Source organism: Mycobacterium sp. NGS40, assembly GCF_059812735.1.
This window is the reverse complement of sequence record NZ_JCALDG010000005.1, coordinates 257947-271987: the sequence shown is the minus strand read 5'-3', so window position 1 is coordinate 271987 and position 14041 is coordinate 257947. Positions and strand designations below refer to the sequence as shown.

Annotated in this window: 15 protein-coding genes; 6 read left to right on the top strand and 9 right to left on the bottom strand. The window is 67.4% G+C overall.

Going from position 1 to position 14041, the window contains the following annotated elements; translation table 11 throughout:
* Positions 1-786 precede the first annotated feature (786 nt).
* Positions 787-1320: a peptidase gene (locus AC5Y5O_RS10620; protein ID WP_090597853.1), complete on the bottom strand. Its 534-nt coding sequence runs from the start codon at positions 1318-1320 to the stop codon at positions 787-789.
* Between the two features lie 197 nt (positions 1321-1517).
* Positions 1518-2141, bottom strand: coding sequence for a superoxide dismutase (locus tag AC5Y5O_RS10615; protein WP_090608247.1), 624 nt, complete (start codon positions 2139-2141; stop codon positions 1518-1520).
* A gap of 896 nt (positions 2142-3037) precedes the next feature.
* Between AC5Y5O_RS10615 and AC5Y5O_RS10610 the strand changes: the two genes are divergently transcribed.
* Both AC5Y5O_RS10610 and AC5Y5O_RS10605 read left to right on the top strand, forming a co-directional pair.
* Positions 3038-4084, top strand: a complete 1047-nt coding sequence (locus AC5Y5O_RS10610; RefSeq protein ID WP_096290628.1) for a DUF4328 domain-containing protein — start codon at positions 3038-3040, stop codon at positions 4082-4084.
* A gap of 4 nt (positions 4085-4088) precedes the next feature.
* Entirely contained in the window at positions 4089-4913 is an 825-nt protein-coding gene (locus tag AC5Y5O_RS10605) for a glycerophosphodiester phosphodiesterase (RefSeq protein WP_096290627.1), read from the top strand.
* Here AC5Y5O_RS10605 and AC5Y5O_RS10600 read toward each other — a convergent pair.
* The 3 genes from AC5Y5O_RS10600 to AC5Y5O_RS10590 all read right to left on the bottom strand — a co-directional run bounded on the left by AC5Y5O_RS10600 (position 4910) and on the right by AC5Y5O_RS10590 (position 7716).
* A complete protein-coding gene (locus tag AC5Y5O_RS10600) occupies positions 4910-5467 on the bottom strand; it encodes a ferritin (protein ID WP_096290626.1) in 558 nt (185 codons plus the stop codon). The genes AC5Y5O_RS10605 and AC5Y5O_RS10600 overlap by 4 nt on opposite strands.
* Positions 5468-5629: 162 nt before the next feature.
* Positions 5630-6874 carry an LCP family protein gene (locus AC5Y5O_RS10595; RefSeq protein WP_500025024.1) on the bottom strand — a complete coding sequence of 415 codons (1245 nt, stop codon included), beginning with the start codon at positions 6872-6874 and terminating at the stop codon, positions 5630-5632.
* A 53-nt stretch (positions 6875-6927) separates the two neighbouring features.
* The gene (locus tag AC5Y5O_RS10590) at positions 6928-7716 is read right to left on the bottom strand and encodes a DUF2470 domain-containing protein (RefSeq protein WP_096290624.1); all 789 of its coding nucleotides are present in this window, start codon (positions 7714-7716) and stop codon (positions 6928-6930) included.
* A gap of 92 nt (positions 7717-7808) precedes the next feature.
* Here AC5Y5O_RS10590 and pheA point away from each other — a divergent pair, with 92 nt between their 5' ends.
* Both pheA and AC5Y5O_RS10580 read left to right on the top strand, forming a co-directional pair.
* On the top strand, positions 7809-8762 hold the full coding sequence (pheA, locus tag AC5Y5O_RS10585; RefSeq protein WP_096290623.1) for a prephenate dehydratase: 954 nt from the start codon (positions 7809-7811) through the stop codon (positions 8760-8762).
* A 3-nt stretch (positions 8763-8765) separates the two neighbouring features.
* Positions 8766-9452 carry a histidine phosphatase family protein gene (locus tag AC5Y5O_RS10580; RefSeq protein WP_096290622.1) on the top strand — a complete coding sequence of 229 codons (687 nt, stop codon included), beginning with the start codon at positions 8766-8768 and terminating at the stop codon, positions 9450-9452.
* On the opposite strand, the gene AC5Y5O_RS10575 is transcribed toward AC5Y5O_RS10580, so the two are convergent.
* The 3 genes from AC5Y5O_RS10575 to AC5Y5O_RS10565 form a co-directional block, all read right to left on the bottom strand.
* Complete coding sequence (locus AC5Y5O_RS10575) at positions 9453-9644, bottom strand: hypothetical protein (protein ID WP_096290621.1); 192 nt, start codon at positions 9642-9644, stop codon at positions 9453-9455.
* Between the two features lie 62 nt (positions 9645-9706).
* Complete coding sequence (locus tag AC5Y5O_RS10570) at positions 9707-10057, bottom strand: metallopeptidase family protein (RefSeq protein WP_096290620.1); 351 nt, start codon at positions 10055-10057, stop codon at positions 9707-9709.
* Positions 10058-10061: 4 nt separating this feature from the next.
* Positions 10062-11438, bottom strand: a complete 1377-nt coding sequence (locus AC5Y5O_RS10565; protein WP_096290619.1) for a septum formation family protein — start codon at positions 11436-11438, stop codon at positions 10062-10064.
* A 122-nt stretch (positions 11439-11560) separates the two neighbouring features.
* Between AC5Y5O_RS10565 and serS the strand changes: the two genes are divergently transcribed.
* Positions 11561-12814 (top strand): serine--tRNA ligase, encoded by a 1254-nt coding sequence (gene serS, locus AC5Y5O_RS10560; protein ID WP_500025016.1) that lies wholly within the window; start codon positions 11561-11563, stop codon positions 12812-12814.
* Here the strand turns inward: serS and AC5Y5O_RS10555 are convergent.
* Positions 12811-13296, bottom strand: coding sequence for a DUF2834 domain-containing protein (locus AC5Y5O_RS10555; protein WP_096290617.1), 486 nt, complete (start codon positions 13294-13296; stop codon positions 12811-12813). The genes serS and AC5Y5O_RS10555 overlap by 4 nt on opposite strands.
* 86 nt (positions 13297-13382) lie before the next feature.
* On the opposite strand from AC5Y5O_RS10555, the gene AC5Y5O_RS10550 reads away from it, so the two are divergent.
* On the top strand, positions 13383-14030 hold the full coding sequence (locus AC5Y5O_RS10550; protein WP_096290616.1) for a TetR/AcrR family transcriptional regulator: 648 nt from the start codon (positions 13383-13385) through the stop codon (positions 14028-14030).
* Positions 14031-14041 lie beyond the last annotated feature (11 nt).

The window sequence follows — 14041 nt, the reverse complement described above, 5'->3', positions numbered from 1 at the left end:
GCAAGTCTGGTAGCCGGACGCTTCGGCGCACTGCCGAGTGGTAGCGCCGCGGCCGGCCGAATGGTGTCGGACGGATATCTCGCAACGGACTGGTAGTCAGAACCTATCGAAAGCATACTTTGCTGTCCGGTCTGATTTTTGTCGCGTTAAGAGGGGACGGGTGCAGCAAACAGCCCTCAGAGATACCTCTGGGGGCAACTGCCGGGCTCGGCCGGCTTACGCGGGCCAGCGGCGTTGCGCCTTAGCCGGTCCCCGGTGACCTTCCCGCATACGATGCCTCGGTGCGGGGGCGTCGCAGTGTTTGCGCTGTAGCCGACGAAACGGCGGTCATCGCCACCGCCGCGGTCGTCGCGATGGCCTCCGACCGCCAGCCGAGCGCGTCGTCGAACAGTATCCATAAGCCGAACTCGAGGAACATGACGCCGGCCAACATGTGCGCAGCGGCCGGGGCAGGCGGCGTGCAACAGCATCCCGGCGCCAATCGCTTGGTCGTCGGCGCCGCCCGCGCGCCGGGCCCACGCGGCGAAAAGCGGGAACGCGATCGCGGACGCAAAGGCCGCCGGGCGTGCCGGCAGCGTGGCGCTGAGGACGTGCCGGCAGGACGTTTCGACGCTTCGTTGCCGACCGCTGCTGTTCCCCGGCCGGCCGACGCGACGATGCGGGGCTATTGTCCTTCACCAACGTTCACAGGCTAGCGGGCAAACCGTGGGTGCGCCGCGACGGCACCGAAGCTCGGATACCCGTATCCGTTGGATTCGAGCTATGAACTACCGCGGTTGAAATCCCTTATGCCGCAAGCAGCATGGCCAGAATCGCGGTGTCAGGGTGGCTGATGGGGTCGACACCGACACGGCTCACCATCGACGTGATGGTGCCGTCGGCTTCCGCTTCGACCCACGCGGCCCGGTGCTCCAGTCCCAAATAGGGCAACCCCGGCAACAAGACGCATCCCGACGCCGCTCCGGTGCATTCCGGCAACGACGGCGTGGTTTCCGACGGGGGATGCAGCATCAGCAGGGCCGGCGGCTGATGATCCGCGAAATACCCTGGCTGTATTGCTGATTCACCAAATACCGTGCCCTCGGCGAGCACCAGGCCGACAGTGTCGGGCTCGGGCTCGTCGGGCAATTCCTCACGGGCGCCGAATACCGTTGTGGTGGAAAGCAATCCGGGCAACGATGCGACCCGCACCGCAACCATCAGCAGCTGCGCCCACTCCTTGGTCGAGTCGGGCCAACGGCCGGAGATGACAAACCCTTTCAAGGCACCACGAGCATGGAAGGGGGCTACCCCTATCGGCTGGCCTGAACCAGTTTCCATCTCGACCTCCGCACAACGTCGTCGTCCGAAATAACCACGCTGGTAGCTCGAATAGTTAAGAATGCCTGCGGTTTAGGCGCGTTGCAACTCGACACGGCCACGCGCCGTTACCTTTCCTGACGCGAGCCGGCCCGGCCGGGATAAAGCCAAGGGCGCCACGCGATCCGCGTGACGCCCTTGGCTCTACGAGATAAAAATCAGCCGAAAATAAGGCCCTGGGTCTTCGAAGTTGCGGCCGCGTAACGCGACTGCACATCTGCCCAATTGACCACGTTCCAGAACGCCTTGACGTAGTCGGCCTTGACGTTCTTGTACTGCAGGTAGAAGGCGTGCTCCCACATGTCGACCTGTAGCAGCGGGATGATGCCCAGCGGCACGTTGGCCTGCTGGTCATAGAGCTGGAAGGTCAGCAACCGGTCGCCGAGCGTGTCGTAGCCGAGCACCGCCCAGCCCGAACCCTGCAGGCCGTTGGCCGCCGCACTGAACTGGGCGCGGAATTTGTCGAACGATCCGAACTGCTCGTCGATCGCGGCCGCGAGGTCGCCGGTCGGCTTGTCGCCACCGTTCGGAGACAGGTTCTTCCACCAGATCGAGTGATTGACGTGGCCACCCAGGTGGAACGCCAGGTTCTTCTCGTTCAGGAAGATCGCGGCGTGGTCGTCATTGGCGCGTGCCTCTTCGAGTTTGGCGATGGCGTCGTTCAAACCCTTGACGTAGGTCGCATGGTGCTTGCTGTGGTGGATCTCGTTGATCTGACCTGAGATGTGTGGTTCCAGCGCTGCGTAGTCCCAGTCCAAATCGGGCAGGGTGTATTCAGCCACGGTATTCCTTTCCTCGATGATCGTCTTAACGCGCATTCGCACGGAGTCCGCCACGCGACAGGCTCAGCGTAATCAACCCTGCTCCATGACAGCACGCGCCGCAAGGACTGCCCCAGTGGGCCGGTAGGCCGAGTACCCGCTCGGCGTCGTTTCAAGAGGAAGTCATCAAGACAAAACAATGAGCGCGAGAACCGCGAGCAATGCCAGCGCAATCAGGCCGGCACGCAAGGCGGCGACGCTGTAACTGTGGTTCCAGGCAGGCGATCCGGAATACGAGTTCGACGCGGCCGGGCTACCCGAACCCCACGAATGCAGCGCCATCGATTGCCCTTCACCGGTCGGTCACCTCAGGGGAGTGAGGTGAGTCACAACATTTTTCGTGATGGCGATCATAACTCTTTGCGATGGGCTTGAAAAATGTCCCCGACCACGACGCGCTGAGCTGCGGATTCGTGTTGTCCCACGGCGACCGGGCCAGCTCGGGGTTGCAGGTCAGCGCGCATTTCGCGGGGACGGATCCAATGGGCGCGCAATCGGGCGGTGCATTCGCTCGGCTGCTCGTCGGGCCTGTCGATGGCGCACGAAAAGTACCCGGCGTTATCCACAGTTGGGGCCAGGGTTAACCGCTAGATGCTGATTGATTGCGTCTATACCCCGCACGCCCATGTGGATAAACCTGTGGAAACTGTGGATAGCCACGAAGTAGCTGTGACCGGCGTAACAGGCGTCCGTCGGTGACCCCGGCGGCGAATCGCCGAGCGTCACGGCGCCCTTGGCGAGGTGGACCGCGCTTTCCGCGACCGCAGGGAAGATCGGTGCATTTCAGCGGGCCGCGCCTGGCGGTGGGACGGTCGCGTTGTGGCAGCCCGCGTCGTCGCCAGGGCTACGCTGGTCCGGTGATCCAGGTGTGCTCCCAGTGCAGCACTCGGTGGAACGTGCGTGAACGCCGCCGCGAGTGGTGCCCTCGCTGCCGCGGCGCGCTGCTCGCACCACTGCCGGACACCGCTGCAGCCGACCCTCGCTGGGGTACGCACGCTGGTCCGCCGGCGCCGGCTCGGCCGGTCGCGCCGCAACGCACCCCGCCGCGGTTGCCGCCGGGCTTCCGCTGGATCGCGGTGCGTCCGGGCGCCGCACCGCCGGCGCGGCGGGGACGACGGGTGCTCGGGCCGACGCCCCGCTACGCGGTGATCCCGCGCTGGGGCTTGACCGACCGCGTCGAGCAGGCCGCGGCGGACCCCGAAGGGTCGACGCCGTCCGCGCCGCCGTCCACGGTGGTGCGTCTCGTGCTGTTCATCAGCGTGCTCACGCTCGGCGCTGCCGCGCTGGTGTACGTCGCCCGGTATGTGTTGTTGGTCTACAACCGAAAGACCCTGCTGAACTCGATCGTGGCGACCGCGGCGGACTGGCTGGGGGATCTGGCCAGTGTGGCGGCGCTCATCGCATTGATCACCTCCGGCGTGTTTCTGATCCTGTGGCTGATCGCGCGGCGGGCCGCGGTGTTCGCGCATTACGGGCTGGCCGATCATCGTTCGGTTGCGGCGCTGTGGGCCGGTTGTGCCGTGCCGCTGGTCAACCTGCTGTGGGCGCCGGTCTATGTCATCGAGTTGGCCGCTCTCGAAGATCATCTCGCTCGGGTGCGCCGACCCATCCTGGAGTGGTGGATCGCGTGGGTCTTCAGTTACGCGGTGTCGATCTGGGCCATCGTCACCAGCTTCGCCACCGATCCTCAGGGCATCGCGAACAACACCGTCCTGATGGTGTTCGGGTACCTGTTCGCGGCCGCGACGCTGGCCGCCGCAGCCCGCATTTTCGAGGGATTCGAACGCAAGCCGGTCGCTCGGCCCACCCATCGCTGGGTCGTGGTAACCCCTGATCTCCCGGATCGGCCTGGCGCGTCCGACGCCGCTCCGGTTGAGTTGAAGGGGGAGGAACCGGCAGCATAGGGGTATGACGTGGGCCGACGAGGTGGTCGCCGGGCACCCCTTTGTCGTTGCTCACCGCGGCGCATCGGCGGCTCGCCCCGAACACACGCTGGCCGCGTACGACCTCGCACTCAAAGAGGGCGCCGACGGTGTGGAATGCGACGTGCGGCTGACCCGCGACGGCCACCTGGTCTGCGTGCACGACCGCCGGTTGGACCGGACCTCGACCGGTGCCGGTCTGGTCAGCACCATGACGCTTGCCCAGTTGCGTGAGCTGGAATTCGGTGCCTGGCACGACAGTTGGCGGCCCGATGGCACTCACGGGGATACCAGCCTGCTGACGCTGGATGCCCTGGTATCGCTGGTGCTCGACTGGAACCGGCCGGTGAAGCTTTTCATCGAGACCAAGCACCCGGTTCGGTACGGCTCGCTGGTCGAGAGCAAGCTGCTGGCGCTGCTGCACCGCTACGGCATCGCCTCGCCGGCGTCGGCCGACCGGTCCCGCGCGGTGGTGATGTCCTTCTCGGCCGCGGCCGTGTGGCGAATCCGGCGAGCAGCACCGCTGCTGCCCACGGTGTTGCTCGGCCGCAATGCCCGTTACCTGACCAGCAGCGCGGCCACGGCCGTCGGGGCCACGGCCGTCGGGCCTTCGGTCGTCGCACTGAAGGACTATCCGCAACTGGTGGATCGTGCCGCCGCCCAGGGTCGGGCCGTGTACTGCTGGACCGTCGACGGGTACGACGACATCGACTTCTGCCGGGACGTCGGAGTGGCCTGGATCGCTACCAACCACCCCGGCCGCACGAAAACCTGGCTGGAACAGGCGCGGACCCTCGACGGCAGGGGTTAGACCGGCGAGACCAGGTGGCCGCCCGCGGCCGGCGGGGCGCTCGCGCTGATGCCCTGTGTCGCCACCTCGCGGGCGACGAAGTTCTCCAGGTCGAACAGGTTGGCTCCGGCGCGCTCGGACACCGTCACCAGCGTTTTCATCACCGCGACCTCTTCGACCTGCTCTTGCAGGAACCACTGCATGAACTGCTCGCCGAGGTAATCACCCTCGTCGCGCGCCACTCGGGCCAGCTGGGTGATCTGTTCGGTGACGATCTTTTCCTGCTCGAGAGCCAGGACCAGCGCGTCGCGCGGCTGGTCGAATTGATTGCGCACCGCGTCGACTCCCGCGATCTCGACCTGGACGTCCCGGTCGAGCAGATGCTGCACCAACATCATCGCGTGATTGCGTTCTTCAAGCGCACGGCCGTAAAAATGCTTCGCCAATTGCGGCAGTTCGCCGGCGCTGAAATAAACGGCAATCGCAACGTATTGTTGAGAGCTTGTGAATTCGTGGGAAATCTGTTCCTGAAGTAATGAGTGGAACTTGGACTTGGGGGCGTCGGCTTCGGTCATGTCAGCAGCTTATCGCAGGTAGAAGGGTGCTGCAACGAGTGCGGCACCGACTCGGACAAGTTCTCAGAACGAAATAAGTGCATTTGTCTAGGACGCATCTACTAACCATAGGAAATTCATATTAGGCATTCAATAATTGCGCCGCGCACTGACGTCACTAAATTACCGTGACTGCCCTTCCAGCGCGGCATCGGGCACCGCGGAGTCGGCGGCCAGCGCTCCGAACAGCTTGCTCGCGACCTCGTGATTCCATACCACCACCGAGCCGGCGCTGTTACTGGTGAACTCCCCGATCGGAACGGTCAGCGTGGTGGTAGATCCGTGTAGCGCCCAGCCCAGCCGGGCCAGGTCCCAGACGTGATCGCCGTCGTCGACCGTGAGCGCGTCGGCCGCGGCGTGCGGCACCGCGTACCAGCGCCACGGGTTGAGCCACACCGACGGGCCGGCCGCGCGGTGCAGCAGCGCCGAGACGAACTGCCGCTGGTTGACCATCCGGTCAAGATCCGCCCGGGGGGTGTCGCGGGTGCGAACGTAGCCGAGCGCGCTGCGGCCGTCCAGCTTCTGGCAGCCGGCGGGCAGGTCGATACCGGCCAGCGGGTCGTTGATCGGCGCGGTCGGGCAGACGGTGACGCCGCCGAGGGCGTCCACCACGGTCGCGAACCCGCTGAACCCGATCTCGGCGTAGTGGTCTAGACGCAGTCCGGTGGCCTGCTCGACCGTCTGGGCCAGGAGCGGGGCCCCGCCGATCGCGAAGGCGGAGTTGATCTTGTCCTTCTCATGTCCGGGAATCGGCACGAACGAGTCGCGCGGCAGCGACACCATCGTCGTCGGATTGCTCGACCCCAGCGCGGGGATGTGGATCAACAGGATCGTGTCGGTGCGACCGCTACCGACATCGCCTCCGGTGGCCAGCTTCTCCTGCTGTTCAGCCGAGAGGCCTTGGCGACTGTCCGACCCGACGAGTAGCCAGTTGGTGCCGCGGCTGGATGCCGGCCGATCGGAGTAATTGGTCAGCACGGCCTTGCGATGCAGGCTGGTGTCCAACCACAAGCCGCCGCCCAGGACAATGGCGGCGGTCAGCAGCAACCCGATCAGCAGCGTCGAGGCGATCATCCGGCCCCAGCGGCGCTTTCTGGGCTTGCGGTGCACGCCCGGCAGGTCCGACGGCGGCGCGGACCGGTCGCGTGGCCGCGCGCGCGATCGCGGCTTGTACCGTGGCGCCCCCGGGCCGGGGGCAGCCGTGCCGGTGGAGACCGGCGGCGAGATACGGGGGAGCGGCACGGTTTGGTCGGAGGCAGACGGCGGCGGGTTGGCGCGGCGACGCAGCATCGGCGGCGGCTCGGGACGCGACTGCGGCGGGATCGGTCGCCCACGGCCTGCGTGCTGTGCTGATCGATCGCCGTTCACCCGGCTAACTTACGTGCCCCGCTCGGTCTGCCCGGCGTGTGGCGCGCGCCCGGCTAGCGGCGGGCGCGCAAGCCGTTGATGAACGGACAACCCATCAGCACGCGAATGGCTTGGCTCAGTCCGGTCATGTCATCCACCGGCTTGTGAAACGGCAGCCGGATGTCGTGGTCGTCGCCGTCGCCGCCTTCGACGCGGAACCGCACTCCGTAGCGGTCCAGCCCCAGCGGGCGGACGTGTCCGCGCCGCAACTGCGCCGGCAGCCGGGACACCAGGCGGGCGACGACGTCGCTGTGGGCCTTGTCCAGGTGCCACAGCAGGCTCGACTCGATCTCGCAGAACGGGTCGGGCCTCGCCGCGAGCAGATCCCGGATGTCGACGGGCTCGGCGCCGGTAGCGTCGGTAACCACGACGGACGCAACCTCGAGCCGCAGCAAGGTGTAGCGATCTTCGCCCGGGCAGGCCGGTAAGCACTTCGGCGTATCGACCTGCAGCAGCGCGGGATGCGGGCACTCGCTGGCGATCAGATCGAGGGTGGGGTTGATCTCGCCGGGCGGGACCTGGTGCAGGTGGCCCCGAACCCACACCAGCGAACGCACCGGCTCCCGCAGCGGAAGCGGTGCGTAGTCGGTCAGCTCGAGCACCGCTTGGGAGCCGCCGATCCGGCCATCGGCCGTGCTGTCGCTGGGAAGTGCGACCGCGAACGATCCGTCGTGCAGGAGGTGGTGCACCGGCGTGGGCACCGGGTCCTCACGGTCGACCGCAAGCAGGGCACCACCGGCCCGGGCACAGGCGCTGCGGATGCGTTCGGCAGTCGTCGGCGCGGCGCTGGTCGGCGGCAACATCGTTCTCCTCGCTCATTAGGTAAGCCTAAGTTAACTTAGATCCCAGACCGAAGCAAGGCCGCTTTTTGATTGAGGCCACTAGGGTTGTCACCGTGGTCGGCATCACGTACCTCGGTCCCGAAGGGACCTTCACCGAGGCGGCGCTTTTGCAGATGATGTCGGCCGGCCTGATCCCCGACCAACAGCTGGGCCCGGTGCGGCGGACACCGATCGAAAGCACGCCCGCGGCGCTGGAGGCAGTCCGTAACGGGGAGACCGATTATGCGTGTGTGCCGATCGAGAACTCGATCGACGGCACGGTGGTGCCGACATTGGACAGCCTCGCGAACGGCTCCCCGATGCAGATCTTCGCCGAGACGACGCTGGACGTGGCGTTCAGCATCGTCATCCAACCGGGTCGCAACGCCGGCGACGTCAGGACGTTGGCGGCCTTTCCAGTGGCTGCCGCCCAGGTGCGCCGCTGGCTCGCCGCCAACCTGCCCACCGTCGAACTGCGCCCCGCGTACTCGAACGCCGACGCCGCGCGGCAGGTGGCCAAGGGCGAGGCCGACGCCGCGGTGACCTCGCCGCTGGCCGCTACGCACTGGAAGCTCGAGTCGCTGGCCGAAGGCGTGGTCGACGAACCCAACGCCCGGACTCGCTTCGTGTTGGTGGGCCGGCCCGGGCCGCCGCCGGTGCGCACCGGCGCCGATCGCACTTCGGTGGTGTTACGGATCGAGAATGCGCCGGGCGCGCTGCTCGCCGCGCTGGGTGAATTCGGCATCCGCGATATCGACCTGACCCGCATCGAATCCCGGCCGACCCGCACCGAACTCGGTACCTATCAGTTCTTCGCCGACTGCGCGGGCCACATCGATGACGACGCCGTCGCCGAGGCACTCAAGGCGCTGCACCGTCGTTGTGTGGATGTGCGGTATTTGGGCTCCTGGCCGACGGGCTCGGCGACGGGCATCGGGCCACCACCACCGGACGAGGCGTCGCGCTGGCTGGCGCGGCTGCGGGAGGGCAAACCTGAGCAGGCCGATGCTTCCGGCGGGGGGATTTAAACGATGAGTGGTCGGTTGGTGCTGCTTCGGCACGGCCAATCTTTCGGCAATGTCGAGCGGCGGCTGGACACCCGGCCGCCCGGGACGGATCTGACCCCTACCGGGCGCGACCAGGCCCGGGCGTTCGCGCTCGAGGCCGGGCGGCCGGCGCTGCTCGCGCACTCGGTGGCCAACCGGGCGTCGCAGACCGCGGCGGTGATCGGAAGCCAGGTCGACGTCGCTCCGCGCGAATTCGCCGGGATCCACGAGGTACAGGTCGGCGAACTGGAGAACCGCAACGACGACGAGGCGGTCGCGGAGTTCAACGCCATCTACGAGCGCTGGCAGCACGGGGAACTCGACGTGCCGCTACCCGGCGGCGAAACCGCCAACGAGGTGCTGGACCGCTACGTCCCGGTGCTGACCGAATTGCGGATGCGCTACCTCGACGACCACGCGTGGACCGGCGACATCGTCGTCGTCAGCCACGGCGCGGCGATCCGGCTGGTATCGGCGGTGCTCGCCGGAGTGGACGCCGGCTTCGCGCTGGACAACCATCTGGGCAATGCCGAGTCGGTGGTGCTGGCCCCGATCACCGATGGGCGGTGGAGCTGTGTGCGGTGGGGAACCCTGACGCCGCCGTTCTATCCCGAACCCGAGCCGACGCCCGTCGCCGACGCGGTGCACTCGGGCACCGATCCCATGGGCTGATCAGACCGCCAGCGCCACCAGTTCCGTGCAGCTGCAGCCGACGGCGTCGCAGTCGATGACGAACGTGTGCGCCAGCAGCTCGGGGCTGACGCAGTCCGGCTCGGTGCACTCCGAACGGCGCAGCGAGTGGCGAATGATGGTGCCGTGGCAGTGCTCCAGGCCTGCCCGGCAGTCGCGGCATTCTGCGCTCATACGCCGTTCCTAGCACCAGGGGACGACAAATCCGCGCTGCCGCGCGGAGAAGATCGGCGTTTTCAGCCCCAGCCCAGTTCTTCGAGCCGGTCGTCGTCGATACCGAAATGGTGGGCGATTTCGTGGATCACGGTGACTGCCACCTCCTCGACGACATCCTCGTCGGAGTCGCAGATTTCCAGGAGTGCCTCGCGGTAGATCGTGATGGCGTCCGGTAGCGATCCGCCGTAGTCGGAGTCGCGCTCCGTCAACGCCACCCCTTCGTAGAGCCCCAGCAGTTCGGGCTCGTCGGGGTGACGATCCTCGACCAGGATCACGACGTTGTCCATCGCGGCGGCCAGCTGGGCGGGAATCAGATCGAGCGCGTCGGAGACCAGTTCGTCGAACCGCTGCGGATCCATCCGCACGGCCACCCGGCTAACCCGCCGGCGCCGGCTCGGCTGGTGCGGGCGGTGCGCCCGGTGGGGGTGCGTCCGGCATGGGCGGTGGCGCCTGGTTACCCGCCGGCGGTGCTCCGTTGTCGGCCGGAGGCGCCGGAACACCTTGCGGCGCTTGGCTCGCCGGGGCCTGGGTGGTCGCCCGGGGCGGCGTCACGACCGGCTGCTGCTGCGGCAGGTGCTGATTGCCCGGCGGCATCTCCGGTGCAGAGCTGGACTGCTGCGGGGGGCTCGCCGGGCTGGCCGGCGTCTGGACCGGAATCTGCGGCATCTGCGGAATCGTGAGCCGCTCTTCGGGAATGTCGGGCGGCGGCACCGGGGCCACACCGTTGATCAGCAGTTGACCCTTGGCGCTGTTGACCAGGGTGGCCCAGCCCCCGTTGCCCAGGGTGGCGCCGATGCTGCAGGCGACCTCGCGGCTACCCGCCGACCAGCTCGGCAGCGCCACGGTCGGGTAGATCAGCGTCAGCGTGGTGGTGCGCAATTTGATCGGCGCGAGGTAGGCGTCGGTCATCTTGGTGCAGGCGTCCTTGATGTAGCCGTCCTGCTCGGGCTCAGCCGGCAGCGGCCCCGTGAACCTCTCGGCCAGGTTCACCGTGCCGGTGACCTCCATCGCGTGCGGCGCCTTGCAGTCGACCGGGACATCGATGGGCTGGTTGGCGGTCGAGTCGATGCCCAGGCAGGTGCCGGCGGGCCACACCTTGGACTGGTCGACGTCGGCGACCTTGCCCTTGAAGGAGGCCTGTTCATTATTCGCGCCGGGCATCTGCAGGCCGCACAGCATGCGGCGCTCGCCGGACTGACGCCACGCCCGGTCACCGGCCCACAACAGGCTGACGCTGAATTTGCTGTTGGGGTCGTACTTGGGCCCGAGGTAGCGGCGCACCGCGGCCTCGCACTGCTCCTGGCTGATCTGCTGGATGCGAGCCGGGGACGGCGGGGCGGCGTTGGGGCCGTATTCCGAGCCGGGGAAGGTGCGCATGTCGATGGATTCGGCGACCTCGAACTTGTGGTCGTCGGTGCACTTGACGATGCTCGCGGACTCCGGCGTGACGTCCGGCCACATCAGGCAATCGCCGGTTTTGGCGCGGTTGAAGGCGGCGTCGGTCTTAGCTCCGGTGCTGGGTACCGGGTTGCTGTCGAGGTAGCCGGCAAGCCGGCCCTGCCCGGCGCCGCCGACCGGCAGCGCGGTTACCAGGCCGGCGATCAACAGCCCGCCGAGCGCGAACAGGAGCAGCGCCCGTCGGGTCGCGGTCGCCTGCAGAGTCCGCGGCAACTGGAAGCCGGCCGGCGGCTGCTCCGCCTCAGCGGTGGGCGGGCCGGGTGCGGCGACTTCGGTCTCGAGCGTGTCCGACATCGCCTCCCATTCTGACAGGACGCTCGGGCGAACGTGACAAACGTTACAGATGTGAGTCCTGGGGTTAGCTCTGTCGGGTGCTCCCGCGCGGTGGGTGCCGAGCCGAAAGTAATCTTGCGGCCGTGATCGACCTCAAGCTGCTCCGGGAAGACCCCGACGCCGTGCGCCGCTCCCAACTCAGCCGCGGCGAGGACCCGGCGCTGGTCGATGCGCTGCTGACGGCCGACGCCGCCCGCCGGGCCGCGATCTCGACGGCCGACACGCTGCGCGCCGATCAGAAGGCCGCCAGCAAGAGCGTGGGCAAGGCGTCGCCCGACGAGCGCCCGGCGCTGTTGGCGCGCGCCAAGGAGCTCGCCGACGAGGTGAAGGCCGCCGAGGCCGCCCAAGCCGACGCGGAGACGGCGTTCACCGCCGCGCACATGGCGATCTCGAACGTCGTCATCGACGGGGTGCCCGCGGGCGGGGAGTCCGATTTCGCGGTCCTCGACGTCGTCGGTGAGCCGCCGGCGATCGAGAACCCGAAGGATCACCTGGAGCTGGGTGAGTCGTTGGGCCTGATCGACATGCAGCGCGGCGCCAAGGTGTCCGGCTCGCGGTTCTACTTCCTGACCGGCAAGGGGGCACTGCTGCAGCTCGGCCTGCTGCAGCTGGCGCTGCGGCTGGCCGTGGAGAACGGATTCGTCCCGATGATCCCGCCGGTGCTGGTCCGTCCGGAGGTGATGGCGGGCACCGGATTCCTGGGCGCCCACGCCGACGAGATCTACCGGGTCGAGGCCGACGACCTCTACCTGGTCGGCACCTCGGAGGTGCCGTTGGCGGGCTATCACTGGAACGAGATCCTGGACCTGTCCGGCGGCCCGCTGCGGTACGCGGGCTGGTCGTCGTGTTTCCGCCGCGAGGCGGGCAGCTACGGCAAGGACACCCGCGGCATCATCCGGGTGCATCAGTTCGACAAGGTCGAAGGTTTCGTCTACTGCACGCCCGGCGAGGCGGAAGCCGAACACCAGCGGCTGCTGGGCTGGCAGCGTGAAATGCTGGCGCGCATCGAGGTGCCGTATCGGGTAATCGACGTGGCCGCGGGCGATCTCGGCTCGTCGGCGGCTCGCAAGTTCGACTGCGAAGCCTGGGTTCCCACCCAGCAGACCTACCGCGAGCTGACGTCGACGTCGAACTGCACCACGTTCCAGGCGCGCCGGCTTGCCACCCGCTACCGCGACGCGGGAGGCAAGCCGCAGATCGCGGCCACGCTCAACGGCACCCTGGGCACCACCCGCTGGCTGGTGTCCATCCTGGAGAACCACCAGCGGCCCGACGGCACCGTGCGGGTGCCCGCGGCGCTGGTGCCATTCGTCGGGACCGAGGTGCTGGAGCCTTAGGCGTTGACGGTCGCGCGCTCTTGTTCGTGGCGGCGCTGCCGTTCCATCGTCGCGAAGTAGAACGCGAACGCGAACGCGAAGCTGGTGAACAGGCTGGACACGAAGTACAGCCAGGGACGCTTGTACCCGCGCCGATAGCCGTCCACGATCGTAAAGATCGGCAGCAGAACGACATTGGCGATCGTGTAGTCCTGGCTGGCTGAGCTGGCCGCGGGGTTGGTGAACATCAGCTTGATGTATTCGGCCCAGCTCCCGTGTTCGCCCCACAGCGGGTTGGTGGATCCGTGCGAGTACTCCGCCACGTAGGTGATGTTGAAGTACCAGCCGAGCGCGACCGACGCGATCCCGACGACGTAGTAGACGATTTCCATCGGAGAGAAGAATCCGCCGGTGGCGGGCCGGGCGAAGACCGTCGAGTTCGACCGGACGATCCAGATGATGACCGCGAGTCCGAGTACCGCGTGGGTGATGAGGGAGACCATGGGCGCAGTCTCGCCCCCGCCGCGAAGTTTTGTCAAGATTGACACAACTCGGAATAGCACTTCCAAAGTCTTGGTACCTTACTGAAATGGTTCGGCCCGCCCAGACGGCACGCAGCGAGCGCACCCGCGATGCGTTGCGGCAGGCCGCGGTGGTGCGATTCCTGGCCCAGGGCGTGGAAGACACGTCGGCCGAACAGATTGCCGCCGACGCCGGGGTATCGCTGCGCACGTTCTATCGGCACTTCACGTCCAAGCACGATTTGCTCTTCGCGGACTACACCGGGCTGCACTGGTTTCGCGCGGCCCTGGACGCCCGGCCGGCCGGCGAGGCGATCATCGATTCGGTGCAGTCGGCCGTTTTCGCGTTCCCCTATGACGTCGACGCGGTGGCCAAAATCGCCGCCCTGCGCCACGACGAACTCGACCCCGGCCGCATCGTCCGCCACATCCGCGAGGTCCAGGCCGACTTCGCCGATGCCATTGGGGCACAACTGCAACGGCGCAGCGGCGCGACCAACGGCACCCCGCATCCGACGGTGGACGAACAGGTACGCACCGCGGTGACCGCACGGTGCATCGCGGCCGCGGTGTTCGGCGCGATGGAGGTCTGGATGGAGAACGACGACCGGTCGCTGGGCGAACTCGCGCGGCTGTGTCATGGGGCGCTGGAGTCGCTGCGCGCGGGAATCACCGACTCGTGGAGCTCGGCCACCGCCCGGCGAGTTTCGTCATAATTGACAAAACT

Excerpts from the sequence above, each read along its gene's own strand:
- AC5Y5O_RS10620 (WP_090597853.1), bottom strand. The coding sequence starts at position 1,320 with ATGGAAACTGGTTCAGGCCAGCCGATAGGGGTAGCCCCCTTCCATGCT.
- AC5Y5O_RS10605 (WP_096290627.1), top strand. The coding sequence starts at position 4,089 with ATGACGTGGGCCGACGAGGTGGTCGCCGGGCACCCCTTTGTCGTTGCT.
- AC5Y5O_RS10600 (WP_096290626.1), bottom strand. The coding sequence starts at position 5,467 with ATGACCGAAGCCGACGCCCCCAAGTCCAAGTTCCACTCATTACTTCAG.
- AC5Y5O_RS10590 (WP_096290624.1), bottom strand. The coding sequence starts at position 7,716 with ATGTTGCCGCCGACCAGCGCCGCGCCGACGACTGCCGAACGCATCCGC.
- AC5Y5O_RS10580 (WP_096290622.1), top strand. The coding sequence starts at position 8,766 with ATGAGTGGTCGGTTGGTGCTGCTTCGGCACGGCCAATCTTTCGGCAAT.
- AC5Y5O_RS10575 (WP_096290621.1), bottom strand. The coding sequence starts at position 9,644 with ATGAGCGCAGAATGCCGCGACTGCCGGGCAGGCCTGGAGCACTGCCAC.
- AC5Y5O_RS10565 (WP_096290619.1), bottom strand. The coding sequence starts at position 11,438 with ATGTCGGACACGCTCGAGACCGAAGTCGCCGCACCCGGCCCGCCCACC.
- AC5Y5O_RS10555 (WP_096290617.1), bottom strand. The coding sequence starts at position 13,296 with ATGGTCTCCCTCATCACCCACGCGGTACTCGGACTCGCGGTCATCATC.
- AC5Y5O_RS10550 (WP_096290616.1), top strand. The coding sequence starts at position 13,383 with ATGGTTCGGCCCGCCCAGACGGCACGCAGCGAGCGCACCCGCGATGCG.